This is a genomic window from Pseudomonas sp. Tul2A7, assembly GCF_054790505.1.
Genome location: NZ_CP186499.1, coordinates 1,124,221 through 1,149,046, shown reverse-complemented (window position 1 = coordinate 1,149,046; position 24,826 = coordinate 1,124,221). Strand labels below are relative to the sequence as shown.

At 57.7% G+C, this 24,826-nt stretch carries 22 protein-coding genes and 3 tRNA genes; 23 read left to right on the top strand and 2 right to left on the bottom strand.

The genetic code is table 11. The features are described 5' to 3' along the window. Window positions 1–155 precede the first annotated feature (155 nt). The 6 genes from dnaJ to ACOYXJ_RS05345 all read left to right on the top strand — a co-directional run bounded on the left by dnaJ (window position 156) and on the right by ACOYXJ_RS05345 (window position 7,744). A complete protein-coding gene (dnaJ, locus tag ACOYXJ_RS05370) occupies window positions 156–1,280 on the top strand; it encodes a molecular chaperone DnaJ (RefSeq protein ID WP_016986506.1) in 1,125 nt (374 codons plus the stop codon). Between the two features lie 9 nt (window positions 1,281–1,289). Beyond that, complete coding sequence (gene dapB, locus ACOYXJ_RS05365; RefSeq protein WP_460368275.1) at window positions 1,290–2,096, top strand: 4-hydroxy-tetrahydrodipicolinate reductase; 807 nt, start codon at window positions 1,290–1,292, stop codon at window positions 2,094–2,096. Window positions 2,097–2,353: 257 nt separating this feature from the next. Beyond that, on the top strand, window positions 2,354–3,490 hold the full coding sequence (carA, locus tag ACOYXJ_RS05360; RefSeq protein WP_007953761.1) for a glutamine-hydrolyzing carbamoyl-phosphate synthase small subunit: 1,137 nt from the start codon (window positions 2,354–2,356) through the stop codon (window positions 3,488–3,490). 126 nt (window positions 3,491–3,616) lie between these two features. After that, window positions 3,617–6,838, top strand: coding sequence for a carbamoyl-phosphate synthase large subunit (gene carB, locus ACOYXJ_RS05355; RefSeq protein ID WP_007915231.1), 3,222 nt, complete (start codon window positions 3,617–3,619; stop codon window positions 6,836–6,838). Next, window positions 6,835–7,311: a transcription elongation factor GreA gene (gene greA / locus ACOYXJ_RS05350; RefSeq protein WP_003221530.1), complete on the top strand. Its 477-nt coding sequence runs from the start codon at window positions 6,835–6,837 to the stop codon at window positions 7,309–7,311. Before carB ends, greA begins: the two co-directional genes overlap by 4 nt. A gap of 28 nt (window positions 7,312–7,339) precedes the next feature. After that, the gene (locus ACOYXJ_RS05345) at window positions 7,340–7,744 is read left to right on the top strand and encodes an MFS transporter (RefSeq protein ID WP_110719000.1); all 405 of its coding nucleotides are present in this window, start codon (window positions 7,340–7,342) and stop codon (window positions 7,742–7,744) included. 9 nt (window positions 7,745–7,753) lie between these two features. Here ACOYXJ_RS05345 and ACOYXJ_RS05340 read toward each other — a convergent pair whose 3' ends face one another. Next, on the bottom strand, window positions 7,754–8,062 hold the full coding sequence (locus ACOYXJ_RS05340; protein ID WP_016771761.1) for a YhbY family RNA-binding protein: 309 nt from the start codon (window positions 8,060–8,062) through the stop codon (window positions 7,754–7,756). 101 nt (window positions 8,063–8,163) lie between these two features. On the opposite strand from ACOYXJ_RS05340, the gene rlmE reads away from it, so the two are divergent. The 16 genes from rlmE (at window position 8,164) to ACOYXJ_RS05260 (ending at window position 23,697) form a co-directional block, all read left to right on the top strand. Beyond that, on the top strand, window positions 8,164–8,793 hold the full coding sequence (gene rlmE / locus ACOYXJ_RS05335) for a 23S rRNA (uridine(2552)-2'-O)-methyltransferase RlmE (RefSeq protein WP_008088328.1): 630 nt from the start codon (window positions 8,164–8,166) through the stop codon (window positions 8,791–8,793). Window positions 8,794–8,995: 202 nt separating this feature from the next. Next, complete coding sequence (gene ftsH / locus ACOYXJ_RS05330; RefSeq protein WP_016986501.1) at window positions 8,996–10,903, top strand: ATP-dependent zinc metalloprotease FtsH; 1,908 nt, start codon at window positions 8,996–8,998, stop codon at window positions 10,901–10,903. A gap of 8 nt (window positions 10,904–10,911) precedes the next feature. Then, window positions 10,912–11,763, top strand: coding sequence for a dihydropteroate synthase (gene folP, locus ACOYXJ_RS05325; RefSeq protein WP_016986500.1), 852 nt, complete (start codon window positions 10,912–10,914; stop codon window positions 11,761–11,763). 16 nt (window positions 11,764–11,779) lie between these two features. Then, window positions 11,780–13,117: a phosphoglucosamine mutase gene (glmM, locus tag ACOYXJ_RS05320; RefSeq protein ID WP_460368271.1), complete on the top strand. Its 1,338-nt coding sequence runs from the start codon at window positions 11,780–11,782 to the stop codon at window positions 13,115–13,117. 65 nt (window positions 13,118–13,182) lie between these two features. Continuing rightward, window positions 13,183–13,938 carry a triose-phosphate isomerase gene (gene tpiA, locus ACOYXJ_RS05315; RefSeq protein WP_095119528.1) on the top strand — a complete coding sequence of 252 codons (756 nt, stop codon included), beginning with the start codon at window positions 13,183–13,185 and terminating at the stop codon, window positions 13,936–13,938. Between the two features lie 4 nt (window positions 13,939–13,942). Then, window positions 13,943–14,329 (top strand): preprotein translocase subunit SecG, encoded by a 387-nt coding sequence (gene secG, locus ACOYXJ_RS05310; protein WP_027610782.1) that lies wholly within the window; start codon window positions 13,943–13,945, stop codon window positions 14,327–14,329. 22 nt (window positions 14,330–14,351) lie between these two features. After that, window positions 14,352–14,437 (top strand) — tRNA-Leu (locus tag ACOYXJ_RS05305). A 97-nt stretch (window positions 14,438–14,534) separates the two neighbouring features. Further along, window positions 14,535–14,611, top strand: a tRNA-Met gene (locus ACOYXJ_RS05300). A gap of 139 nt (window positions 14,612–14,750) precedes the next feature. Further along, window positions 14,751–15,209, top strand: a complete 459-nt coding sequence (rimP, locus tag ACOYXJ_RS05295; protein ID WP_007915250.1) for a ribosome maturation factor RimP — start codon at window positions 14,751–14,753, stop codon at window positions 15,207–15,209. Between the two features lie 47 nt (window positions 15,210–15,256). Beyond that, on the top strand, window positions 15,257–16,738 hold the full coding sequence (nusA, locus tag ACOYXJ_RS05290; RefSeq protein ID WP_095119527.1) for a transcription termination factor NusA: 1,482 nt from the start codon (window positions 15,257–15,259) through the stop codon (window positions 16,736–16,738). A 27-nt stretch (window positions 16,739–16,765) separates the two neighbouring features. Then, entirely contained in the window at window positions 16,766–19,297 is a 2,532-nt protein-coding gene (gene infB / locus ACOYXJ_RS05285) for a translation initiation factor IF-2 (protein ID WP_110719002.1), read from the top strand. 160 nt (window positions 19,298–19,457) lie between these two features. After that, window positions 19,458–19,859 (top strand): 30S ribosome-binding factor RbfA, encoded by a 402-nt coding sequence (rbfA, locus tag ACOYXJ_RS05280; RefSeq protein WP_008088344.1) that lies wholly within the window; start codon window positions 19,458–19,460, stop codon window positions 19,857–19,859. Between the two features lie 4 nt (window positions 19,860–19,863). Beyond that, window positions 19,864–20,781, top strand: a complete 918-nt coding sequence (truB, locus tag ACOYXJ_RS05275; protein ID WP_034154423.1) for a tRNA pseudouridine(55) synthase TruB — start codon at window positions 19,864–19,866, stop codon at window positions 20,779–20,781. Window positions 20,782–20,923: 142 nt separating this feature from the next. Next, window positions 20,924–21,193 (top strand): 30S ribosomal protein S15, encoded by a 270-nt coding sequence (rpsO, locus tag ACOYXJ_RS05270; RefSeq protein ID WP_003197723.1) that lies wholly within the window; start codon window positions 20,924–20,926, stop codon window positions 21,191–21,193. A 193-nt stretch (window positions 21,194–21,386) separates the two neighbouring features. Further along, window positions 21,387–23,492, top strand: coding sequence for a polyribonucleotide nucleotidyltransferase (gene pnp / locus ACOYXJ_RS05265; RefSeq protein ID WP_186615915.1), 2,106 nt, complete (start codon window positions 21,387–21,389; stop codon window positions 23,490–23,492). A 129-nt stretch (window positions 23,493–23,621) separates the two neighbouring features. Next, window positions 23,622–23,697: transfer RNA gene (locus ACOYXJ_RS05260), tRNA-Thr, on the top strand. Between the two features lie 7 nt (window positions 23,698–23,704). On the opposite strand, the gene ACOYXJ_RS05255 is transcribed toward ACOYXJ_RS05260, so the two are convergent. Continuing rightward, entirely contained in the window at window positions 23,705–24,199 is a 495-nt protein-coding gene (locus ACOYXJ_RS05255) for a hypothetical protein (protein ID WP_150705911.1), read from the bottom strand. Between the two features lie 275 nt (window positions 24,200–24,474). Here ACOYXJ_RS05255 and ACOYXJ_RS05250 point away from each other — a divergent pair, with 275 nt between their 5' ends. Then, window positions 24,475–24,774 (top strand): DUF6388 family protein, encoded by a 300-nt coding sequence (locus tag ACOYXJ_RS05250; protein WP_034154593.1) that lies wholly within the window; start codon window positions 24,475–24,477, stop codon window positions 24,772–24,774. Window positions 24,775–24,826 lie beyond the last annotated feature (52 nt).

Below are 24,826 nucleotides of genomic sequence, written 5' to 3'. Positions count from 1 at the left end.
GAATGCTCCTGCTTTTCGTGCCGCAAGTACCGCAAGAAACAAAGACCAGGATCGTTGAATTGACGTGAGTTGGGTCCGGGCCTGTATTGGGGCTCAACGAGTTTGGCCATCCTCAGGAGGGGTTTGCCGAACGTCCTCAAGAGTGCAGAAGACTTATGGCAAAGCGTGACTATTACGAAGTGTTGGGTGTTGAGCGCGGCTCAAGCGATGCGGACCTGAAGAAGGCTTACCGTCGTCTGGCGATGAAGCACCACCCGGACCGTAATCCCGATGACAAAGCGTCGGAAGAAATGTTCAAAGAGGCCAATGAGGCCTACGAAGTGCTGTCCGACTCCAGCAAGCGCGCGGCGTACGACCAGTACGGTCATGCCGGCGTCGACCCGAGCATGGGTGGCGGTGGCGCCGGTTTCGGTGGTCAGAACTTCTCGGACATCTTCGGTGATGTCTTCAGTGATTTCTTCGGTGGCGGTCGCGGCGGTTCCCGTGGCGGCGCCCAGCGTGGCAGCGACTTGCGCTACACCCTGGAGCTGAATCTGGAAGAAGCGGTGCGTGGCACGTCGGTGAATATCCGCGTTCCGACACTGGTCAACTGCAAGCCGTGCGATGGTTCCGGCGCGAAGAAAGGCTCGTCGCCATCGACCTGCCCGACCTGCGGTGGCATCGGTCAGGTGCGCATGCAGCAGGGCTTCTTCTCGGTGCAGCAGACCTGCCCGCGTTGTCATGGCCAGGGCAAGATCATTTCCGATCCGTGCGACTCCTGCCACGGTGACGGTCGCGTCGAAGAGTACAAAACCTTGTCGGTCAAAGTGCCGGCCGGCGTCGATACTGGCGATCGCATTCGTCTGTCGGGCGAAGGCGAGGCGGGTACTCAGGGTGGTCCGACGGGCGACCTGTACGTGGTCATCAATGTCCGCGAACACGACATCTTCCAGCGTGACGGCAAGCATCTGTTCTGCGAAGTGCCGATCAGCTTCGTCGATGCAGCGCTGGGCGGCGAACTGGAAATTCCGACCCTCGACGGTCGCGTCAAACTGAAAATCCCTGAAGGCACCCAGACCGGCAAGCAGTTCCGTGTACGCGGTAAAGGCGTGGCGCCGGTGCGTGGCGGTGGTGCGGGTGACTTGATGTGCCGTGTGGCAGTCGAGACTCCGGTCAATCTGAACCGTCGTCAGCGCGAACTGCTGGAAGAATTCCGCAGCTCGCTGGCCGACGACAACAGCCATTCTCCGAAAACCACTGGTTGGTTCGACGGTGTGAAGCGCTTCTTCGGCGATTTGTAAGGAGTCGGCATGCGACGTATTGCAGTGATGGGCGCCGCCGGGCGCATGGGCAAGATTCTGGTCGAGGCCGTGCAGCAACGCGCGCCGCTGACCGGTTTGACTGCGGCCGTGGTTCGTCCCGGCAGCACGCTGATCGGCGTCGATGCGGGTGAGCTGGCGTCGCTGGGTCGTATTGGTGTGCCGCTGTCCGGTCACATCGAAGCCGTGGCTGAAGAGTTCGACGTGTTGATCGACTTCACCCTGCCGGAAGTGATGCTGAGAAACCTCGCGTTCTGCCGCAAGGCCGGCAAAGCCATGGTTATCGGCACCACCGGGCTGGACGCTGCGCAGAAGCAGTTGCTGGTCGAGGCGGGCAAGGACATTCCGATCGTCTTCGCGGCCAACTTCAGTGTCGGCGTCAATCTGTCGCTGAAGCTGCTGGATATGGCGGCGCGCGTGCTGGGCGACGATGCTGATATCGAAATTATCGAAGCGCATCACCGTCACAAGATCGATGCGCCGTCGGGTACGGCGTTGCGCATGGGTGAGGTGATTGCCAGTGCGCTGGATCGTGATCTGCAGAAAGTTGCGGTTTACGGGCGTGAGGGTCATACCGGCGCTCGTGAGCGTGAAACCATCGGCTTCGCTACCGTGCGTGGTGGTGATGTGGTGGGTGATCACACCGTGCTGTTTGCCTGTGAAGGTGAGCGTCTGGAGATCACGCACAAGGCGTCGAGCCGCATGACGTTCGCCAAGGGCGCGGTGCGTGCCGCGCTGTGGCTGGCTGGTCGCGAGCCGGGTCTGTACGACATGCAAGACGTGCTCGACCTGCGTTGATACACTGCTGAACCCGGCGCAAACGCCCTGTTTGCGCTGGTTTTTCTCCGCTTGGCGACGACCTGTCGCATTCTCCGGCCTTTTCGGCTCTTTAGCGGTGGACCAAAAAAGCCTTTTTCTGTAAGCTACAGCTTTAGTGTGTCCACTAAAAGCGCGCAGAATAATTCAGTGAAGAAGCGGGGTGACGTGTCCATACGTCACTCCGCTTTTTTACAACCTGCGATCGCCCTTTCATGCGTTATTTACGGGAGGTCTTCTTGACTAAGCCAGCCATACTTGCCCTTGCTGATGGCAGCATTTTTCGCGGCGAAGCCATTGGTGCCGACGGTCAAACCGTTGGTGAGGTGGTGTTCAACACCGCAATGACCGGCTATCAGGAAATCCTTACCGATCCTTCCTACGCCCAACAGATCGTTACCCTGACTTACCCGCACATCGGCAACACCGGCACCACGCCGGAAGATGCCGAGTCCGACCGCGTCTGGTCCGCTGGCCTGGTCATTCGTGACCTGCCGCTGGTAGCGAGCAACTGGCGTAACACGATGTCCCTGTCCGACTACCTGAAAGCCAACAATGTTGTGGCAATCGCCGGTATCGACACCCGTCGCCTGACCCGCATCCTGCGTGAAAAAGGCGCTCAGAACGGCTGCATCATGGCCGGCGACAACATCTCCGAAGAAGCGGCAATCGCCGCGGCGCAAGGTTTCCCGGGCCTGAAGGGCATGGATCTGGCGAAAGTGGTCAGCACCAAGACTCAATACGAATGGCGCTCGACTGTCTGGGACCTGAAAACCGACAGCCACGCGACCATCGAAGCCTCCGAGCTGCCATACCACGTGGTTGCCTACGACTACGGCGTCAAGGTCAACATCCTGCGCATGCTGGTTGAGCGCGGCTGCCGCGTCACTGTGGTGCCTGCCCAGACTCCAGCGGCCGACGTACTGGCACTGAAGCCGGACGGCGTGTTCCTGTCCAACGGCCCGGGTGATCCGGAGCCCTGCGACTACGCGATCAAGGCGATCAAGGAAGTGCTGGAAACCGAAATTCCGGTATTCGGCATCTGCCTCGGTCACCAACTGCTGGCTCTGGCCTCCGGCGCCAAGACCCTGAAAATGGGCCACGGCCACCACGGTGCAAACCACCCGGTGCAGGATCTGGACACTGGCGTCGTAATGATCACCAGTCAGAACCACGGCTTCGCGGTCGACGAAGAAACCCTGCCAGCCAACGTGCGTGCGATCCACAAATCGCTGTTCGACGGCACCCTGCAAGGCATCGAGCGCACCGACAAGAGCGCGTTCAGCTTCCAGGGTCACCCTGAAGCGAGCCCGGGCCCGAACGATGTTGCGCCACTGTTCGACCGCTTCATCAACGAGATGGCCAAGCGACGCTAAGCGTTCGCCTTGAGACTGTAGAGAGAAGCCCCTCGAGGGCGGCCCCGACACCGGTGGCCCCCTCGGGACTTCAGAAATCGATCAAGACGGCTTGCCGACTGACCTGCGGATTTGAGTGACAAACCCATGCCAAAACGTACAGACATTAAAAGCATCCTGATTCTCGGCGCTGGCCCGATCGTTATCGGCCAGGCCTGCGAATTCGACTACTCCGGTGCGCAGGCCTGTAAAGCCCTGCGCGAAGAGGGTTATCGCGTCATCCTGGTGAACTCCAACCCGGCCACCATCATGACCGACCCGGACATGGCCGACGCGACTTACATCGAGCCGATCAAGTGGCAGACCGTTGCCAAGATCATCGAAAAAGAGCGTCCAGACGCGGTGCTGCCAACCATGGGCGGCCAGACCGCTCTGAACTGCGCCCTGGACCTGGAACGCGAAGGTGTTCTGGAAAAGTTCGGCGTAGAAATGATCGGCGCCAACGCTGACACCATCGACAAGGCTGAAGACCGTTCGCGTTTCGACAAGGCGATGAAATCCATCGGCCTGGCGTGCCCGCGTTCCGGTATCGCGCACAGCATGGAAGAGGCCAACGCGGTTCTCGAAACCCTCGGCTTCCCGTGCATCATCCGTCCGTCCTTCACCATGGGCGGGACCGGTGGCGGTATCGCGTACAACCGTGAAGAGTTCGAAGAAATCTGCGCCCGTGGTCTGGACCTGTCGCCGACCAAAGAGCTGCTGATCGACGAATCGCTGATCGGCTGGAAAGAATATGAGATGGAAGTTGTCCGCGACAAAAAGGACAACTGCATCATCGTCTGCTCGATCGAAAACTTCGACCCGATGGGCGTGCACACCGGTGACTCGATCACCGTGGCTCCTGCGCAAACCCTGACTGACAAGGAATACCAGATCCTGCGTAACGCCTCCCTGGCGGTACTGCGCGAGATCGGCGTCGAGACTGGCGGTTCCAACGTTCAATTCGGTATCTGCCCGAACACTGGCCGCATGGTCGTGATCGAAATGAACCCGCGTGTATCGCGTTCCTCGGCACTGGCCTCGAAAGCTACCGGTTTCCCGATCGCCAAAGTCGCGGCCAAACTGGCTGTGGGCTACACCCTCGACGAACTGTCGAACGACATCACCGGCGGCAAGACCCCGGCATCCTTCGAGCCGTCGATCGACTACGTCGTCACCAAGTTGCCGCGTTTCGCCTTCGAGAAATTCGCCAAGGCTGACGCGCGCCTGACCACTCAGATGAAGTCGGTTGGTGAAGTCATGGCCATCGGCCGTACCTTCCAGGAATCCCTGCAGAAAGCCCTGCGCGGTCTGGAAGTGGGTGTTTGCGGTCTGGACGAGAAGCTCGACCTGAGCAATCCGGAAAGCATGAGCGTGCTCAAGCGCGAACTGACCGTGCCGGGCGCCGAGCGTATCTGGTACGTGGCGGACGCTTTCCGCGCTGGCCTGTCGGTCGAAGACATCTTCGGCATGAACATGATCGATCCGTGGTTCCTGGTACAGATCGAAGATCTGATCAAGGAAGAAGAGAAGGTCAAGACCCTCGGTCTGTCCGCTATCGACCGCGACCTGATGTTCAAGCTCAAGCGCAAAGGCTTCTCCGATCAGCGTCTGGCCAAACTGTTGGGCGTGACCGAGAAAAACCTGCGTACGCACCGTCAGAAGCTGGAAGTGTTCCCGGTCTACAAGCGCGTTGACACCTGCGCCGCCGAGTTCGCCACTGATACCGCTTACCTCTACTCGACGTACGAGGAAGAGTGTGAAGCCGCGCCGTCGGGCCGCGACAAGATCATGATTCTGGGTGGCGGTCCGAACCGTATCGGCCAGGGTATCGAGTTCGACTACTGCTGCGTTCACGCCGCCCTCGCTCTGCGCGAAGACGGCTACGAAACCATCATGGTCAACTGCAACCCGGAAACCGTTTCCACCGACTACGACACTTCCGACCGTCTGTACTTCGAGCCGGTAACCCTGGAAGACGTACTGGAAATCTGCCGTGTCGAGAAGCCGAAAGGCGTGATCGTCCAGTACGGCGGCCAGACTCCGCTGAAGCTGGCTCGTGCCTTGGAAGCCGCTGGCGTGCCGATCATCGGCACCAGCCCTGACGCCATCGACCGTGCCGAAGACCGTGAGCGCTTCCAGCAAATGGTTGAGCGTCTGAACCTGCGTCAGCCGCCAAACGCCACCGTGCGTAGCGAAGACGAAGCTGTTCGTGCTGCCGCGAAAATCGGTTATCCGCTGGTAGTGCGCCCGTCCTATGTACTGGGCGGCCGCGCGATGGAGATCGTTTACAAAGAAGACGAACTCAAGCGTTACCTGCGTGACGCGGTGCAAGTGTCCAACGACAGCCCAGTGCTGCTCGACCACTTCCTCAACTGCGCCATCGAAATGGACGTGGATGCGGTCTGCGACGGCAAAGACGTGGTGATCGGCGCGATCATGCAGCACATCGAACAGGCTGGCGTTCACTCCGGTGACTCCGCGTGCTCGCTGCCGCCGTACTCGCTGCCGGCGCACATCCAGGACGAGATGCGCGAACAGGTCAAGAAAATGGCCCTGGAGCTGGGTGTTGTCGGCCTGATGAACGTGCAGTTGGCGCTGCAAGGCGAAGACATCTACGTCATCGAAGTCAACCCGCGTGCTTCCCGTACCGTACCGTTCGTGTCGAAATGCATCGGTGTTTCCCTGGCCATGATCGCTGCCCGCGTGATGGCCGGTAAGACCCTGAAGGAAATCGGCTTCACCAAAGAAATCATCCCGAACTTCTACAGCGTGAAAGAGGCGGTGTTCCCGTTCGCCAAATTCCCTGGCGTTGACCCGATCCTCGGCCCAGAGATGAAGTCGACCGGTGAAGTGATGGGCGTCGGCGACACCTTCGGTGAAGCCTTCGCCAAAGCCCAGATGGGCGCGAGCGAAGTACTGCCGACTGGCGGTACTGCGTTCATCAGCGTGCGCGACGACGACAAGCCGCTGGTTGCAGGCGTGGCCCGCGATCTGATCAACTTGGGCTTCGAAGTGGTTGCCACTGCCGGCACTGCCAAGCTGATCGAAGCCGCAGGCCTGAAAGTGCGCCGTGTGAACAAGGTGACCGAGGGTCGTCCGCACGTGGTCGACATGATCAAGAATGACGAAGTCACGCTGATCATCAACACCACCGAAGGTCGTCAGTCGATCGCTGATTCGTACTCCATTCGTCGTAATGCCTTGCAGCACAAGATCTATTGCACCACCACCATTGCTGCTGGCGAAGCTATCTGTGAAGCGCTGAAGTTCGGTCCGGAAAAGACCGTGCGTCGCTTGCAGGATCTACACGCAGGATTGAAGGCATGATCAAATACCCAATGACTGTCCAGGGCGCTAAAGCCCTGGAAGAGGAACACGCTCACCTGACCAAGGTCGTCCGTCCGAAGCTCAGCCAGGACATCGGTACGGCCCGCGAGTTGGGTGACTTGAAGGAAAACGCTGAATACCATGCCGCCCGCGAACAGCAAGGCATGGTCGAGGCGCGGATTCGCGACATCGAAGGCCGGATTCAGAATCAGGTCATCATCGATGTCACGACCATCCCGCACACCGGCAAGGTGATTTTCGGCACGACCGTCGAAATCGCCAACGTCGAGACCGATGAAAGCGTCACTTACCACATCGTGGGTGAGGATGAGGCTGACTTCAAACTCGGCAAGATTTCCGTCGGCTCGCCTTTGGCCCGTGCCTTGATCGGCAAGGAAGAGGGCGATGTGGTCGCCGTGAAAACGCCGAGCGGCGTGATCGAGTACGAGATTGTCGAAGTCCGTCACATCTGAAAAAGGGCGCCCGCTGCATGCGGGCGCCATGCTTTGGCAGCTGACCCAGATGCTTTGGGTCGGCGGTCTATGGCTGATACATCTCGGTTTGCAGCCGGCGCTGGGCAGGATTGGCCTGGCGCCACTGCTGATCGATGAAGTGGCCAGTGCATTTGAAGTGCTGGTGGTGAGTTTCGCCGCCGCATGCGTGATATTTCAGGCTTTGGTGCTGGTACAGGCCGAGGGCCTTGGCAGTCTATGGCGGGATTTTCGTGGGCAGGTGCTGTTGATGGCGTTGTATGCGTGTGCGATGTATGTCGCAGTGCGTGTCGGCTGGCCGGATGCGCAGCGCTGGCAGGTGTTCAGTTATCTGGTTCTGGGGTTTTCCGGGCTGGTGCTGGTGATGCAGCCGGTGCCGGGATGGAGTGGCAGGGTGCGCGAAGCACACCCTTGACCCTTGTCATCACTTGAAGCGATGAACGTTCGACAGCTGCTTGTTGGCGCTGAAGTTCTTGCGGTAAACCAGTGCCATCTTGCCGATGACCTGTACCAGGTCCGCTTTGCCAACCTTGCACAGTTCTGCGATATGCGCCAGGCGCGACTCGCGATCGAGAATGTTGAGCTTGATTTTGATCAGCTCATGATCCGCCAAGGCGCGTTCAAGTTCGGCTAAAACACCTTCAGTCAAACCGTTGTCAGCCACCGTCAAAACCGGCTTCAGGTGGTGGCCAATGGATTTGTACTGTTTCTTCTGCTCTGGAGTGAGCGGCATAATCTGACCCTTTCGTCTGGATTCTGTAAAATGGCGGCCATTTTACCCGAGGGTTCGTGGATCCGCCCAATTAATCACGACCCTAATCATCGAGGTGCCCAATGGCGCGTTCCAAGACAAGCCTTGGTTGGCTGAAACGACATGTCAACGATCCCTATGTGAAGCAAGCGCAGAAGGATGGCTACCGCTCGCGTGCGAGTTACAAGCTTCTGGAAGTCCAGGAGAAATACAAGCTGATTCGTCCTGGCATGAGCGTTGTCGACCTGGGTGCTGCGCCCGGTGGCTGGTCGCAGGTGACTAGCCGGCTGATCGGTGGTCAGGGGCGTTTGATCGCTTCGGACATCCTTGAAATGGACAGCATCCCTGACGTCACCTTCATCCAGGGCGACTTCACCGAGGATGCGGTGCTCGCGCAGATCCTGGAAGCCGTCGGTAATTCGCAGGTAGACCTTGTGATTTCCGATATGGCCCCCAATATGAGTGGTACGCCGGAAGTGGATATGCCGAAAGCCATGTTCCTTTGCGAGCTGGCACTTGATCTGGCAGAGCGGATCCTCAAGCCGGGTGGCAATTTCGTGATCAAGATTTTTCAGGGCGAAGGCTTTGATGTTTACCTGAAGGATGCCCGCAAGAAGTTCGACAAGATCCAGATGATCAAGCCGGACTCTTCTCGTGGCAGCTCACGTGAGCAATACATGCTGGCTTGGGGTTACCGCGGTCGTAGCGAGTAAAACGAGGTTTTTTGGTGGGGTGATAGGTTTTTCGTATTTCGCTCCGCGTGCATAAGCGAATATTGTGTAGAAAGTGTTTCACAAAGGGTTACAGACGGCGCCTGCCAGAGTTGTAGGTAATGTAGTAAGTTAGGCCGGTGAATATCATGCGAAGCGCGCGCCAGTAGCGGAGCTTGCTTCAGAGGGTAGTTAATTGAACGATATGGCAAAGAATCTGATCCTGTGGTTGATCATCGCGGCTGTCCTGGTGACGGTGATGAACAACTTCTCCAGCCCTAACGAGCCGCAGACCCTCAACTATTCCGACTTCATCCAGCAGGTCAAGGATGGCAAGGTCGAGCGCGTAGCGGTTGATGGCTATGTAATCACCGGCAAGCGCAATGATGGCGACAGCTTCAAGACCATTCGTCCGGCAATTCAGGACAATGGCCTGATCGGCGATCTGGTCGACAACCACGTTGTGGTTGAAGGCAAGCAGCCTGAACAGCAAAGCATCTGGACCCAGTTGCTGGTAGCCAGCTTCCCGATCCTGGTGATCATCGCGGTGTTCATGTTCTTCATGCGCCAGATGCAGGGCGGTGCCGGTGGCAAGGGCGGGCCGATGAGCTTCGGCAAGAGCAAGGCGCGCCTGCTCTCCGAAGATCAGGTGAAAACCACATTGGCTGACGTTGCCGGTTGCGACGAAGCCAAGGAAGAAGTCGGCGAGCTGGTTGAATTCCTCCGTGATCCGGGCAAGTTCCAGCGTCTGGGCGGCCGGATCCCTCGTGGTGTGCTGATGGTCGGTCCTCCGGGCACCGGTAAAACCTTGCTGGCCAAGGCGATTGCCGGCGAAGCCAAGGTTCCGTTTTTCACCATTTCCGGTTCTGACTTCGTCGAAATGTTCGTCGGTGTCGGTGCCAGCCGTGTTCGCGACATGTTCGAGCAGGCGAAGAAACACGCGCCATGCATTATCTTTATCGACGAAATCGACGCCGTCGGTCGCCATCGTGGCGCCGGCATGGGTGGCGGTCACGACGAGCGCGAGCAGACTCTTAACCAGTTGCTGGTTGAGATGGACGGCTTCGAAATGAACGACGGCATCATTGTTATCGCTGCAACCAACCGTCCAGACGTACTCGACCCGGCGCTGCTGCGTCCGGGCCGTTTCGACCGTCAGGTCGTGGTTGGTTTGCCGGATATCCGTGGTCGCGAGCAAATCCTCAAAGTACACATGCGCAAAGTGCCAATGGGTGACGACGTTGCTCCGGCCGTTATCGCGCGTGGTACTCCGGGCTTCTCCGGTGCTGACCTGGCTAACCTGGTCAACGAAGCGTCGCTGTTCGCTGCACGCAGCGGCAAACGCATCGTTGAAATGAAAGAGTTCGAACTGGCCAAAGACAAGATCATGATGGGCGCCGAGCGCAAATCGATGGTCATGTCCGAGAAAGAGAAACAGAACACCGCTTATCACGAAGCTGGCCACGCCATCGTTGGTCGCGTCGTGCCTGAGCATGATCCGGTCTACAAAGTGTCGATCATTCCGCGCGGCCGTGCGCTGGGTGTAACCATGTTCCTGCCGGAAGAAGATCGTTACAGCCTGTCCAAACGTGCGCTGATCAGTCAGATCTGCTCGCTGTACGGTGGCCGTATTGCGGAAGAAATGACTCTGGGCTTCGACGGTGTGACTACCGGCGCCTCTAACGACATCATGCGTGCCAGCCAGATTGCGCGGAACATGGTGACCAAGTGGGGTCTGTCGGAAAAACTCGGTCCGTTGATGTATGCCGAAGAAGAGGGTGAGGTGTTCCTCGGTCGCGGCGGTGGCGGTCAGGCTGCCAGCTTCTCTGGTGAGACAGCCAAGCTGATCGACTCCGAAGTCCGCAGCATCATTGACCAGTGCTACGGCACGGCCAAGCAGATCCTCACGGATAACCGTGACAAGCTCGATGCGATGGCTGACGCTCTGATGAAATACGAGACGATCGATGCCGAGCAAATCGACGACATCATGGCAGGTCGCACGCCTCGCGAACCTCGCGACTGGTCGGGTGGCACCGGTACGCCGCCTCCACCGGTGGTGCGCGACGAGCGTCCGGAAACACCGATTGGCGGTCCGGCTGCTGACGTTTAAGGTTTGAAATGACTTCTGTACAGTCCCTGACCCGGTTGCCTTGCGGCAACCGGGTTCTTGATTTGGCCCAGACGCATGTCATGGGCATTCTCAATGTCACTCCCGACTCTTTCTCTGATGGCGGCCGCTACAGTCAACTCGACGCGGCCTTGCGCCACGCTGAATCTATGGTGGCGGCCGGTGCGACGCTGATCGATGTCGGCGGTGAGTCCACTCGACCCGGCGCGCGGGCGGTATCGCCGCTGGAAGAGCTGGAGCGTGTAGCGCCCATCGTGGAGCTGATCAATCGCGAGCTCGATGTCATTATTTCGGTCGATACCTCCACGCCAGCCGTGATGCGCGAAACTGCGCGGCTGGGGGCTGGCTTGATCAATGATGTGCGATCGTTGCAACGTGATGGCGCGCTGGATGCTGCTGCGGCGACGGGGTTGCCGGTGTGTTTGATGCATATGCTGGGTGAGCCAGGTGATATGCAGGATAATCCGCAGTATCAGGATGTCACTCTGGAGGTGGGCGAGTTTCTCACCGAGCGGATGTCGGTGTGTGCTTCGGCGGGTATTCCTGCCGAGCGAATCATTCTCGACCCTGGCTTCGGCTTCGCCAAAACCCTGCAGCACAATCTAAGCTTGTTCAAGCATATGGAAGCCCTGCATGCGTTGGGCCGGCCGTTGTTGGTCGGTGTTTCGCGAAAAAGCATGATTGGACACGCCTTGAATCGTCCGGTTGGCGAGCGCCTTTTTGGTGGGCTGGCCCTGGCAGCGCTGGCGTCGGTAAAGGGTGCGCGTATATTGCGCGTCCATGATGTAGCGGAAACGGTAGATGTGGTGCGGATGATCGCGGCCGTGGAATCAGCCGAATAAGAATGATGGAGCGCTTATGAGCAAGAAATATTTTGGTACTGACGGCATTCGTGGTCGCGTCGGTGAATACCCCATTACTCCTGACTTCATGCTCAAGCTCGGCTGGGCTGCCGGCATGGCGTTCCGCAAGATGGGCGCCTGCAAGGTGCTGGTCGGCAAGGACACGCGAATTTCCGGTTATATGTTCGAGTCGGCTCTTGAAGCCGGTCTGACATCGGCTGGTGCTGATGTAATGCTGCTTGGTCCGATGCCAACGCCGGCCATCGCTTATCTGGCGCGCACGTTTCAGGCTGAGGCCGGTATTGTGATTAGTGCATCGCACAATCCGCATGATGATAACGGCATCAAATTCTTCTCCGGCAAAGGCACCAAGCTGCCCGATGAACTGGAGTTGATGATCGAGGAGTTGCTCGATGCTCCAATGACCGTGGTCGAGTCGAGCAAGATCGGCAAAGTGTCACGAATCAACGATGCATCTGGTCGCTACATTGAATTCTGCAAGAGCAGTGTGCCCACCGGCACCAACTTCTCCGGTCTCAAGATCGTCATCGATTGTGCTCATGGCGCGACCTATAAAGTTGCCCCAAGTGTTTTCCGCGAGCTCGGTGCCGAGGTTGTCGTGCTGTCGGCCCAGCCCAATGGTCTGAATATCAACGACAACTGCGGCTCGACCCATATGGACCAGTTGCAGGCAGCTGTACTGGCTGAACACGCCGATCTGGGGATCGCTTTTGACGGCGATGGTGATCGGGTCTTGATGGTCGATCACACGGGGGCCATCGTTGATGGTGATGAACTGCTGTTCATCATTGCCCGCGATCTGCATGAACGTGGCAAATTACAGGGTGGGGTGGTGGGTACTCTGATGAGTAACCTCGGTCTGGAGTTGGCCCTTGCCGATCTTTCGATCCCATTCATTCGTGCCAATGTTGGCGACCGCTATGTGATCGCTGAGCTGCTGGAGCGCAATTGGCTGGTCGGTGGTGAAAACTCGGGGCATATCGTTTGCTTCAATCACACCACCACCGGCGATGCGATCATCGCAGCGTTGCAAGTGCTGATGGCGCTCAAGGCGCGTAATGAAGGTCTCGCACAGACCCGGCAGGCCTTGCGCAAGTGCCCTCAGGTTCTGATCAATGTGCGTTTCGGTGGTGGCGAAAGCCCGCTGGAACACCCGGCTGTCAAGGAGGCCAGTGCGCGTGTTACTCAGGCAATGGCTGGCCGCGGTCGCGTGCTTTTGCGCAAGTCCGGGACAGAGCCTCTGGTGCGCGTAATGGTCGAAGGCGAGGACGAAACCCTGGTTCGCAACTACGCCGAAGAGCTGGCAAAACTGGTAACTGAAGTTTCTGCCTGATACGGCTTGCAAGCCATGATTGTGTTGGGTAACATCTGCGCCCACTTTGACCGACGAGGTACAGCATGCGTCGCCCTATGGTAGCTGGTAACTGGAAGATGCACGGTACCCGCGCCAGCGTCGCTGAGCTGATCAACGGCCTTCGTCATCTGGCCTTGCCAAGCGGTGTTGATGTCGCGGTATTCCCGCCTTGCTTGTATATCAATCAAGTGATTGATGGCTTGAAAGGCAAGTCGATTTCGGTCGGCGCGCAGAACTCTGCGGTGGAATCCATGCAAGGTGCATTGACCGGTGAAGTTGCTCCGAGTCAGTTGGTGGATGCAGGTTGTTCCCTGGTACTTGTCGGGCACTCCGAACGCCGTCAGATAATGGGCGAGCGAGACGGAATGCTGAATCGCAAGTTCGCAGCGGCACAGGCATGTGGCTTGATTCCGGTGTTGTGTATAGGGGAAACCCTCGAGCAGCGCGAAGCCGGAAAAACTCTTGAGGTTGTCGGGCGTCAGCTGGGCAGCATCATCGAGGAGCTGGGTGTCGGTGCCTTTGCCAAGGCAGTCATTGCTTACGAGCCGGTCTGGGCTATTGGTACCGGACTGACTGCAACGCCGCAGCAAGCTCAGGATGTGCATAAAGCCATTCGCGAGCAGCTGGCGGCAGAGAATTCTGAAGTCGCACGAGGTGTGCGGCTTCTATACGGCGGCAGCGTGAAGGCGGCCAATGCGGTCGAACTGTTCGGCATGCCGGATATCGATGGGGGGCTCATTGGTGGAGCTTCCCTGAATGCAGATGAGTTCGGTGCGATTTGTCGCGCCGCGGGAAACTGAAAAAATGCTGGAAACAGTCGTAGTCGTTTTTCATCTGCTGGGTGCATTGGGCGTAGTTGCTCTGGTTTTGCTGCAGCAGGGTAAGGGTGCGGACGCTGGCGCGTCTTTCGGAGCAGGTGCTTCAAATACTGTGTTCGGAAGCCAAGGTTCCTCTACCTTTCTTAGTAAGTTTACTGCTATACTTGCCGCCGGTTTCTTCATAACCAGCTTGGGGTTAGGTTACTTTGCTAAAGAGAAGGCTCATCAGCTGACTCAGGCAGGTTTGCCAGATCCAGCAGTGTTGGAAGTGCCTAAGCAACAACAACCGGCTTCTGATGATGTCCCGGTGCTTCAAGAGCAAAAGTCGGCTACTCCAGCGACTGACGTACCTCCAGCTCAAGAGCAGAAGTAAGAAGAGTTTCAAACGTAGTTTTGCCGAGGTGGTGGAATTGGTAGACACGCAACCTTGAGGTGGTTGTGCCCATAGGGTGTAGGGGTTCGAGTCCCCTTCTCGGTACCAATTAGTCAGGAAAGCCCGCTGTTGCGGGCTTTCTTGCAGGTGGAAGGTTACATTGACCCAATAAGGGATCGGTCGTATACTTCCGCCCCAGCTTTGTCGCGGGGTGGAGCAGTCTGGTAGCTCGTCGGGCTCATAACCCGAAGGTCGTCGGTTCAAATCCGGCCCCCGCAACCAGTTTAAGGAGCCCCTTTTAAGGGGCTTTTTGTTAGCTGGACACTTTCAACGCCGCTGTTCGACGGCGTTTCAAGGATGGGCGTTAAGCCCATTTTTTTATTTTGCAAAGCATGCACATATCATGCACTAGGGGGTTCAGGTGTCGAGCAAGCTAGAAGAGTTGCAGGCCTTGCTGGCCCCGGTGGTCGTGGCCCTGGGCTATGAATGCTGGGGTATCGAGTTTTCGGCTCAGGGTCGTCACTCGATGTTGCGCGTTTATATCGATAAAGAGGGCGGCGTGCTGGTGGACGATTGCGCCATTGTCAGCCGTCAGATCAGCGGTGTGCTGGATGTTGAAGATCCAATCTCCGTTGAATACACCCTCGAAGTTTCCTCGCCTGGCATGGAGCGCCCACTGTTCACTCTTGAGCAGTTTGCAAAGTTTGCCGGTGAACAAGTGAAGATCAAGCTGCGTTCGCCTTTTGAAGGGCGCCGCAACTTTCAGGGCCTTCTGCGCGGTGTAGAAGAGCAGGATGTCGTGGTGCAGGTAGACGACCATGAGTTCCTGTTGCCGATCGATATGATCGACAAGGCCAACATTATTCCCAGTTTTGACTGAGACGCGGATCCCGCGGATCCAATGGCTTGCGAAAGGCGAGGCGTACGATGAGCAAAGAAGTACTGCTGGTTGTTGAGTCGGTATCCAATGAAAAGGGCGTACCGGCAAGCGTAATTTTTGAAGCGCTGGAGCTGGCTTTGGCCACTGCTACCAAAAAGCGTTTTGAGGACGAAGTTGACCTGCGTGTGGAAATTAACCGCCACACCGGGGCATACGAAACTTTCCGTCGCTGGACGGTCGTCGAAGAGAACGATCTTGACGATCCGGCTATCGAAACCTGGCCAAGCAAGGTTGCCGAAACGCATCCAGGTGCTCAGGTAGGTGACGTCGTCGAAGAGAAGATCGAATCCATCGAGTTCGGGCGTATTGCTGCACAGACTGCCAAGCAAGTCATCGTGCAAAAAGTACGTGAAGCCGAGCGCGCTCAAGTGGTTGACGCTTATCGCGAGCGCCTTGGTGAGATCATCTCCGGCACCGTGAAAAAAGTCACTCGCGACAACGTGATCGTCGATCTGGGTAACAACGCTGAAGCGTTGCTGGCTCGTGAAGACATCATTTCTCGCGAAACCTTCCGTGTCGGCGTGCGTCTGCGCGCGCTGCTCAAGGAAATCCGCACCGAGAATCGCGGCCCGCAGCTGATCCTGTCGCGTACCGCGCCGGAAATGCTGATCGAGCTGTTCCGCATCGAAGTGCCGGAAATTGCCGAAGGCCTGATCGAAGTAATGGCAGCGTCCCGTGATCCGGGTTCGCGCGCCAAGATCGCCGTCCGCTCCAAGGACAAACGCATCGACCCGCAGGGCGCTTGCATCGGTATGCGCGGTTCGCGCGTCCAGGCAGTGTCGGGTGAGTTGGGCGGTGAGCGTGTTGATATCGTTCTGTGGGACGACAACCCGGCCCAGTTCGTGATCAACGCCATGTCCCCGGCCGAGGTTGCGGCAATTATCGTTGACGAAGATGCCCACGCAATGGACATCGCCGTTGGCGCAGACAATCTGGCTCAGGCCATCGGTCGTGGTGGTCAGAACGTGCGTCTGGCGAGCCAGTTGACTGGCTGGACTCTGAACGTGATGACCGAATCGGACATCCAGGCTAAGCAGCAAGCAGAAACCGGCGACATCCTGCGCAACTTCATCGACGAGCTGGAAGTCGACGAAGAACTGGCTCAGGTGCTGGTAGATGAAGGCTTCACCAGCCTGGAAGAGATTGCCTACGTACCGTTGGAAGAAATGCTCAACATCGACGGCTTTGACGAGGACATCGTCAACGAGCTTCGCGCTCGTGCCAAGGATCGTTTGTTGACCAAAGCCATCGCTACTGAGGAAAAGCTGGCAGACGCCCATCCGGCCGAAGACCTGCTCTCGCTTGAGGGTATGGACAAGGATTTGGCGATGGAACTGGCGGTGCGCGGCGTAATTACCCGCGAAGACCTGGCCGAGCAGTCTATTGACGACCTGCTCGACATCGACGGCATTGACGATGATCGTGCCGGCAAGTTGATCATGGCCGCCCGAGCCCACTGGTTCGAGTAATTAGGCGCGGCCTGAGGAGAGAAGTGCATGACGCAAGTCACGGTGAAACAACTGGCCGATGAGGTCAAAACACCGGTAGAGCGCCTGTTGCAGCAGATGCGTGAGGCAGGTCTGCCGCACACCGCCGCCGAAGAAAATGTGACTGACAGTGAGAAGCAGTCCCTGCTGACTCACTTGAAAAGCAGCCACAAGGCGAAAGTGGAAGAACCACGCAAGATCACGCTGCAGCGTAAAACCACCAGCACCCTGCGTGTGGCTGGTAGCAAGAGCATCAGCGTAGAAGTTCGCAAAAAGAAAGTTTTCGTACAGCGTAGCCCGGAAGAAATCGAAGCCGAGCGCAAGCGTGAACTGGATGAGCGTCGCGCAGTAGAAAATGCTGCCCGTCAGAAGGCTGAAGAAGAAGCCAAGCAACGCGCCGAAGTAGAAGCGCGTAATCAGCCTGCTGCTGCGCAGAACGCTACCAGCGACGCCGTTGCGGCGCCGGCTGCAGCTGCCGAACCTGTTCGCGAAAGCGCGCCGGTGGTTGCCGCTGCTCCAGCTCCGTCTGCTGACGTTCGCAACAAGCAGAACGAACAGCGCCGTCCGGACAAGCCACGTGCTGACGATAACAATCGTCGCAGCGGTGGTGGTGATGGCGAGCGCAAAAACGCTCCGCATCGCGCCTCGGTCAAAGAAAAAGCGCCGGCTCCACGTGTGGCGCCACGCACTACCGACGAAGAAAGCGATGGCTTCCGTCGTGGTGGTCGCGGCAAGGCCAAGCTGAAGAAACGCAACGCCCACGGTTTCCAGAGCCCAACCGGCCCTGTCGTGCGTGATGTGCAGATCGGCGAGACCATCACTGTTGGCGATCTCGCCAATCAGATGTCGGTCAAGGCTGCTGAAATCATCAAGTTCATGTTCAAACTGGGTACTCCAGCGACCATCAACCAGGTGCTTGATCAGGAAACTGCTCAGCTGGTAGCCGAAGAGCTGGGCCACAAAGTGACCCTGGTCAGCGACACCGCCCTGGAAGATTCCCTGGCCGAGTCCCTGAAGTTTGAAGGTGAGTCGTTCTCCCGTGCTCCAGTCGTGACCGTAATGGGCCACGTTGACCACGGTAAAACTTCCCTGCTCGACTACATCCGTCGTGCCAAGGTAGCTGCTGGCGAAGCCGGTGGTATTACTCAGCACATCGGTGCATACCACGTTGAAACCGAACGCGGCATGGTCACCTTCCTCGACACCCCGGGTCACGCCGCGTTTACCGCAATGCGTGCTCGTGGTGCCAAGGCGACCGACATCGTGATCCTGGTGGTTGCAGCGGACGACGGCGTGATGCCGCAGACCATTGAAGCTGTTCAGCACGCAGTAGCGGCTGGCGTTCCACTGGTTGTAGCGGTGAACAAAATCGACAAGCCGGGCGCCGATCTCGATCGCATCCGCAGCGAACTGTCGGTTCACGGCGTGACTTCTGAAGAGTGGGGCGGTGATACGCCGTTCGTTCCGGTTTCGGCGAAAGTCGGTACTGGCGTGGACGAGCTGCTCGAAGCCGTTCTGCTGCAAGCTGAAGTTCTCGAACTGAAAGCGACTCCATCGGCTCCTGGTCGTGGTGTTGTGGTTGAATCGCGCCTCGACAAAGGTCGTGGCCCGGTGGCAACCGTTCTGGTTCAAGACGGTACCCTGCGCCAAGGCGACATGGTCCTGGTCGGTTCGAACTATGGTCGCGTTCGCGCCATGCTCGACGAGAACGGCAAGCCAATCAAAGAAGCCGGTCCTTCCATCCCTGTCGAGATCCTCGGCCTGGATGGTACCCCGGACGCTGGCGACGAGATGAGCGTGGTTGCTGACGAGAAGAAAGCCCGTGAAGTGGCTCTGTTCCGTCAAGGCAAGTTCCGCGAAGTCAAACTGGCTCGCGCTCACGCCGGCAAGCTGGAAAACATCTTCGAAAACATGGGTCAGGCCGAGAAGAAGACGCTCAACATCGTCCTCAAATCCGACGTCCGTGGTTCGCTGGAAGCGTTGAACGGTGCCTTGAATGGCCTGGGCAACGACGAAGTTCAAGTGCGCGTAGTCGGCGGCGGTGTCGGTGGTATCACCGAATCCGATGCTAACCTGGCATTGGCTTCCAACGCTGTACTGTTCGGCTTCAACGTGCGTGCCGATGCTGGCGCACGGAAGATCGTCGAGCAGGAAGGTCTGGACATGCGTTACTACAACGTGATCTACGACATCATCGAAGACGTCAAGAAAGCCCTGACCGGCATGCTCGGCAGCGATGTTCGCGAGAACATCCTGGGTGTGGCCGAAGTACGTGACGTGTTCCGTTCGCCGAAGTTTGGCGCGATCGCAGGCTGCATGGTGATCGAAGGTGTTGTGCACCGTAACCGTCCGATCCGTGTACTGCGTGAAGACATCGTTATCTTCGAAGGCGAGCTGGAATCCCTGCGCCGCTTCAAGGATGACGCTTCCGAAGTACGTGCCGGCATGGAATGCGGTATCGGCGTGAAGAGCTACAACGACGTCAAAGTCGGCGACAAGATCGAAGTCTTCGAGAAGGTTCAGGTTGCTCGCAGCCTCTAACTCGCGCACTTCAGGAGCCGTGATGGCCGGCCGCACTAAACAGTGTGGCGCATCACCCGGACTCTAAACGCAACGCCCGGTCTGGCTTTTGTCAGGCCGGGCGTTTGCCGCTTTCAGACCTGGCGGGTTTCACCGCCGGGCAGTAACAGGTAACAAAATCATGGCAAAAGAATACAGCCGTACCCAACGTATCGGCGATCAGATGCAGCGCGAGCTGGCCCAGCTGATCCGTCGTGAAGTCAAGGATCCACGCGTGGGTCTGGTCACCATTACTGCAGTGGAAGTCAGCCGTGACGTCGGTCACGCGAAGATTTTCATCACCGTGATGGGCCAGGACAACGCTGAAGACATCGCACAAAGCATCAAGGTGCTCAATTCCGCCGCAGGTTTCCTGCGCATGCAATTGGCCCGTGAAATGAAGCTGCGCAGCGTGCCGCAATTGCACTTCCACTACGACGAATCCGTCGTGCGTGGTGCGCACCTGTCGGCCCTGATCGAGCGTGCCGTGGCTGAAGACAATCAGCATCCGGTCGCTGCTGAACCTGAAGACACCAAGGAGTAATTCGGTGGCTCAGGTCAAACGTATCCGTCGTAACGTCAGCGGCATCATCCTGCTCGACAAGCCGTTGGGGTTCACCTCCAACGCCGCGTTGCAGAAGGTTCGCTGGCTGCTCAATGCCGAGAAGGCCGGTCACACCGGCAGCCTCGATCCATTGGCCACCGGTGTATTGCCGCTGTGCTTTGGTGAGGCCACCAAGTTCTCGCAATATCTGCTCGATTCTGACAAGGGTTACGAAACCCTGGCGCAGTTGGGCAAGACCACCACCACGGCAGATGCCGAAGGTGAGGTTTTGCAGGAGCGCCCGGTGACCGTTGGTCGCGCCGATGTCGAAGCGGCTCTGCCGAAATTTCGCGGGCAAATCAGTCAGATACCGCCGATGTACTCGGCGCTCAAGCGTGATGGCCAGCCGCTGTACAAGTTGGCTCGTGCAGGCGAAGTAGTGGAGCGCGAACCGCGTTCTGTTACTATTGCGCGCTTGGAATTACTGGCCTTCGAAGGTGATACTGCGCGTCTTGCGGTGGACTGCAGCAAAGGCACCTATATCCGCACCCTGGTGGAGGATATTGGTGAGCAACTCGGTTGTGGTGCGTACGTCGCTGAATTGCGCCGTACCCAGGCCGGGCCTTTCACCCTGGCGCAGACGGTTACCCTCGAAGAGCTGGAAGCGGTACATGCCGAAGGCGGCAACGAAGCGGTCGATCGCTTCCTGATGCCATCGGACAGCGGCCTGCTGGATTGGCCGTTGCTGCACTTCTCCGAAGCGAGTGCGTTCTACTGGCTCAATGGCCAGCCGGTACGTGCCCCGGATGCTCCGAAGTTCGGCATGGTACGGGTACAGGATCACAATGGTCGCTTCATCGGTATCGGTGAAGTGAGCGAAGACGGGCGCATCGCGCCACGTCGTTTGATTCGGTCAGAATGACCGGAACCGGCCTGTGTAACAGCAGGTCGGCGAGTGTGGCTGTTAACAGGCACGGTCACGACTCATTTATAGATACAGGGATTTGTCCCTGGCCTGTTGAAGCTGTTTCCCTGAAACAGTTTCCTGATAAAAGGATTGCCTCATGGCTCTCGACGTTCAAGAAAAAGCTCAAATCGTTGCTGACTACCAGCAAGCTGTTGGTGACACTGGTTCGCCAGAAGTGCAAGTTGCACTGCTGACCCACAACATCAACAAACTGCAAGGTCACTTCAAGGCCAACGGTAAAGATCACCACTCCCGTCGTGGTCTGATCCGCATGGTAAACCAGCGTCGCAAGCTGCTGGACTACCTGAAAGGCAAGGACGTGAGCCGTTACAGCGCTCTGATCGCTCGCCTGGGTCTGCGTCGCTAATCAGCGATTGCGCTATGAGGTTGGTGGTCTGTCGGACGTCAGCGGTTTACCGCCGGCGTCTTGCAGGCTCCCAGCCTCAAGTTTTATCTGGATACACGTTTTACCCCGGACAACGGTTGGGCCGATTCCCGACATTGCCCAAGAATTCGCAAGAAACCAGTTCCCCCAAGAGCCACAAAGAAGGTAGGACACCGTGAACCCGGTAATCAAAAAATTCCAGTTCGGTCAATCGACCGTTACCCTCGAGACTGGCCGTATCGCCCGTCAGGCCTCCGGCGCAGTATTGGTCACCGTTGACGACGACGTCAGCGTATTGGTGACTGTAGTCGGTGCAAAACAAGCCGATCCGGGCAAGGGCTTCTTCCCTCTGTCCGTTCACTACCAGGAAAAGACTTACGCTGCCGGTAAGATCCCTGGCGGTTTCTTCAAGCGCGAAGGCCGTCCTTCCGAGAAAGAAACCCTGACTTCCCGACTGATCGACCGTCCGATCCGTCCGCTGTTCCCAGAAGGCTTCATGAACGAAGTGCAGGTAGTCTGCACCGTCGTTTCCACCAGCAAGAAGACCGATCCGGACATCGCTGCGATGATCGGTACCTCGGCTGCCCTGGCCATCTCGGGTATCCCGTTTGACGGCCCGATCGGCGCAGCTCGCGTTGCTTTCCACGAAAGCACTGGCTACCTGCTGAACCCGACTTACGAGCAGCAAGCTGCTTCGAGCCTGGACATGGTCGTTGCCGGTACTTCCGACGCTGTATTGATGGTTGAATCGGAAGCCAAAGAGCTGACCGAAGACCAGATGCTGGGCGCGGTACTGTTTGCTCACGACGAATTCCAGGTTGTGATCAACGCTGTTAAAGAACTGGCCGCTGAAGCTGCCAAGCCAACCTGGAACTGGGCTCCGGCGCCAGAAGCCACCGAACTGCTGGGCGCTATCCGTGCCGAGTTCGGCGAAGCGATCTCCCAGGCTTACACCATCACCGTCAAGGCCGACCGTTACGCTCGCTTGGGTGAGCTGAAGGATCAGGTTGTTGCCAAGCTGTCCGGTGAAGAAGGCCAGCCTTCGTCCAGCGAAGTCAAAGCCGCTTTCGGCGAAATCGAATACCGCACCGTTCGCGAAAACATCGTAAACGGCAAGCCACGTATCGACGGTCGCGACACCAAAACCGTACGTCCGCTGAACATCGAAGTCGGCGTTCTGCCGAAGACTCACGGTTCGGCGCTGTTCACCCGTGGTGAAACCCAGGCTCTGGTCGTTGCAACACTGGGTACTGCCCGTGACGCACAACTGCTGGACACCCTGGAAGGCGAGAAAAAAGACCCGTTCATGCTGCACTACAACTTCCCTCCGTTCTCGGTGGGTGAGTGTGGTCGCATGGGTGGCGCTGGTCGTCGTGAAATCGGTCACGGCCGTCTGGCCCGTCGTTCGGTTTCGGCCATGCTGCCAGCCGCTGACGTGTTCCCGTACACCATCCGTGTGGTTTCGGAAATCACTGAATCCAACGGTTCGAGCTCGATGGCTTCCGTTTGCGGCGCTTCCCTGGCCCTGATGGACGCTGGTGTGCCGATGAAGGCGCCGGTTGCCGGTATCGCCATGGGTCTGGTTAAAGAAGGCGAGAAATTCGCCGTCCTGACCGACATCCTCGGTGACGAAGATCACCTGGGCGACATGGACTTCAAAGTAGCCGGTACCGCCAAAGGCGTTACTGCGCTGCAGATGGACATCAAGATCAAAGGCATCACCGAAGAAATCATGGAGATCGCTCTGGGCCAAGCCCTGGAAGCGCGCCTGAACATCCTCGGTCAGATGAATCAGATCATCGGCCAGTCGCGTACCGAACTGTCGGCCAACGCTCCGACCATGATCGCGATGAAGATCGACACCGACAAGATCCGTGACGTTATCGGTAAAGGTGGCGCGACCATCCGTGCGATCTGCGAAGAAACCAAGGCTTCGATCGACATCGAAGACGACGGTTCGATCAAGATCTTCGGCGAAACCAAGGAAGCCGCTGAAGCTGCACGTCAGCGCGTTCTGGGCATCACCGCTGAAGCCGAGATCGGCAAGATCTACGTCGGCAAGGTTGAGCGCATCGTCGACTTCGGCGCATTCGTCAACATCCTGCCGGGCAAGGACGGTCTGGTCCACATCTCGATGCTGAGCGACGCTCGCGTAGAGAAAGTGACCGACATCCTGAAAGAAGGCCAGGAAGTGGAAGTGCTGGTACTGGACGTGGACAACCGCGGCCGTATCAAGCTGTCCATCAAAGACGTGGCAGCGGCCAAGGCTTCGGGCGTTTAATCACCCCCAGGCTTTAACGCAATAAAAATGCCCCGCCGTGAAAACGGCGGGGCATTTTTTTGTCTGCGAAATATCGAGACATTCTGCGAAGTTGCCGGACTTCAGAACCGGTGCTAGGTTTAGCCCACCGCCCGTGTAGCTCAGCCGGTAGAGCAGCGCACTCGTAACGCGAAGGTCGCAGGTTCGATTCCTGTCTCGGGCACCATCCTCGCTTATTTCACCTTGCGGCTCAGATCCTCGACGGTACGTTTGAGCTGATCCATGGCTCGATCCTGATCGTTGATCTTCTGTTTCAGATTCGAAATCTCGCTGCTGTTCGAGTTGGAACTGGAGCCACTGTTGCGCTTGAGGTCTTCGACCTGACGACCGAGCGTGTCCAGTTCACGGTCCTGGTCTTTGACCTTGTTTCTCAGATCATCGATTTCCTTGCCGCTGGAGCTTGAACTCGAACCGCTGCTGCGTTTCAGTTCTTCGATCTGGCGCGATTGCTCGCTCATGGTATCGCGCATTTTTCTCAGGTCATCGATGCTGACATCGCTTCTGATCACCACGTCTTTGCCGTAGTCGTTGTGAATCAGCGAAACCTTGTCGCCGTAGGAAGCGCTGCTGTTACTCAATTCAACAGCCATTGCACTGGCCGGCAGAACCAAAGCGGCGATCAGAGCGGTGGCAGAAACAACAGAAGAGATTTTCGAGAAGCTGCGCATCACTGGGTATCCTTGTGAACAGCGAAGAAGTGCCGAAGTGGCACATCGCTATGACTCGAAAATCGTATTTATGTTCCGCAGGTCAGCTTTTTGTGGGACAGATGTAAAGAGCCGTGTAATTCGTCATGCAAACGTCCTATATTCGGAGCCTGCATGAGCATCGCCCAGCAGTTTTCAGATGATCCCGAATGGTTCCGAAGGCCGGACAAATCCGCGTCAGAGAGATCCTTGATGATCCAGATCCATCCTCCATTCCTAAGATCAGCGAGAACGCCATGACCGAATTAACTCAAGAGCAACGTCACGAACAAGCGCTGGAAAAGTACATTCTGGACGTACCGGACCTGAAAGAAGAGATCAAGGACCTGAGTCCTGATGATCAGAAGGACCAGATCCAGTGGGCCTTCGAAGACGAAGCCGAAGCCCAGGGCTTGCAGCCGTGGGAACTGACGCTCAAGTACACGAGCACGCCGGAGGAGTTCGAGGCGCAGCGCCTCGTTCTGCACAAAGAGGCGGCCGAAGTGCTGGGTGTCGAGTGGGACGAGTACTGCGAAATGAACAATCTTGTCGTCTAAGAGCAGCTAGGAGCTACAAGTTTCAAGCTACAAGTCAAAGCAAAAGCGCTTT

Coding starts and splice junctions, on each gene's coding strand:
- dnaJ (WP_016986506.1), top strand. CDS start 156: ATGGCAAAGCGTGACTATTACGAAGTGTTGGGTGTTGAGCGCGGCTCA.
- dapB (WP_460368275.1), top strand. CDS start 1,290: ATGCGACGTATTGCAGTGATGGGCGCCGCCGGGCGCATGGGCAAGATT.
- carB (WP_007915231.1), top strand. CDS start 3,617: ATGCCAAAACGTACAGACATTAAAAGCATCCTGATTCTCGGCGCTGGC.
- greA (WP_003221530.1), top strand. CDS start 6,835: ATGATCAAATACCCAATGACTGTCCAGGGCGCTAAAGCCCTGGAAGAG.
- ACOYXJ_RS05345 (WP_110719000.1), top strand. CDS start 7,340: ATGCTTTGGCAGCTGACCCAGATGCTTTGGGTCGGCGGTCTATGGCTG.
- ACOYXJ_RS05340 (WP_016771761.1), bottom strand. CDS start 8,062: ATGCCGCTCACTCCAGAGCAGAAGAAACAGTACAAATCCATTGGCCAC.
- rlmE (WP_008088328.1), top strand. CDS start 8,164: ATGGCGCGTTCCAAGACAAGCCTTGGTTGGCTGAAACGACATGTCAAC.
- ftsH (WP_016986501.1), top strand. CDS start 8,996: ATGGCAAAGAATCTGATCCTGTGGTTGATCATCGCGGCTGTCCTGGTG.
- folP (WP_016986500.1), top strand. CDS start 10,912: ATGACTTCTGTACAGTCCCTGACCCGGTTGCCTTGCGGCAACCGGGTT.
- glmM (WP_460368271.1), top strand. CDS start 11,780: ATGAGCAAGAAATATTTTGGTACTGACGGCATTCGTGGTCGCGTCGGT.
- tpiA (WP_095119528.1), top strand. CDS start 13,183: ATGCGTCGCCCTATGGTAGCTGGTAACTGGAAGATGCACGGTACCCGC.
- secG (WP_027610782.1), top strand. CDS start 13,943: ATGCTGGAAACAGTCGTAGTCGTTTTTCATCTGCTGGGTGCATTGGGC.
- nusA (WP_095119527.1), top strand. CDS start 15,257: ATGAGCAAAGAAGTACTGCTGGTTGTTGAGTCGGTATCCAATGAAAAG.
- infB (WP_110719002.1), top strand. CDS start 16,766: ATGACGCAAGTCACGGTGAAACAACTGGCCGATGAGGTCAAAACACCG.
- rbfA (WP_008088344.1), top strand. CDS start 19,458: ATGGCAAAAGAATACAGCCGTACCCAACGTATCGGCGATCAGATGCAG.
- rpsO (WP_003197723.1), top strand. CDS start 20,924: ATGGCTCTCGACGTTCAAGAAAAAGCTCAAATCGTTGCTGACTACCAG.
- ACOYXJ_RS05255 (WP_150705911.1), bottom strand. CDS start 24,199: ATGCGCAGCTTCTCGAAAATCTCTTCTGTTGTTTCTGCCACCGCTCTG.
- ACOYXJ_RS05250 (WP_034154593.1), top strand. CDS start 24,475: ATGACCGAATTAACTCAAGAGCAACGTCACGAACAAGCGCTGGAAAAG.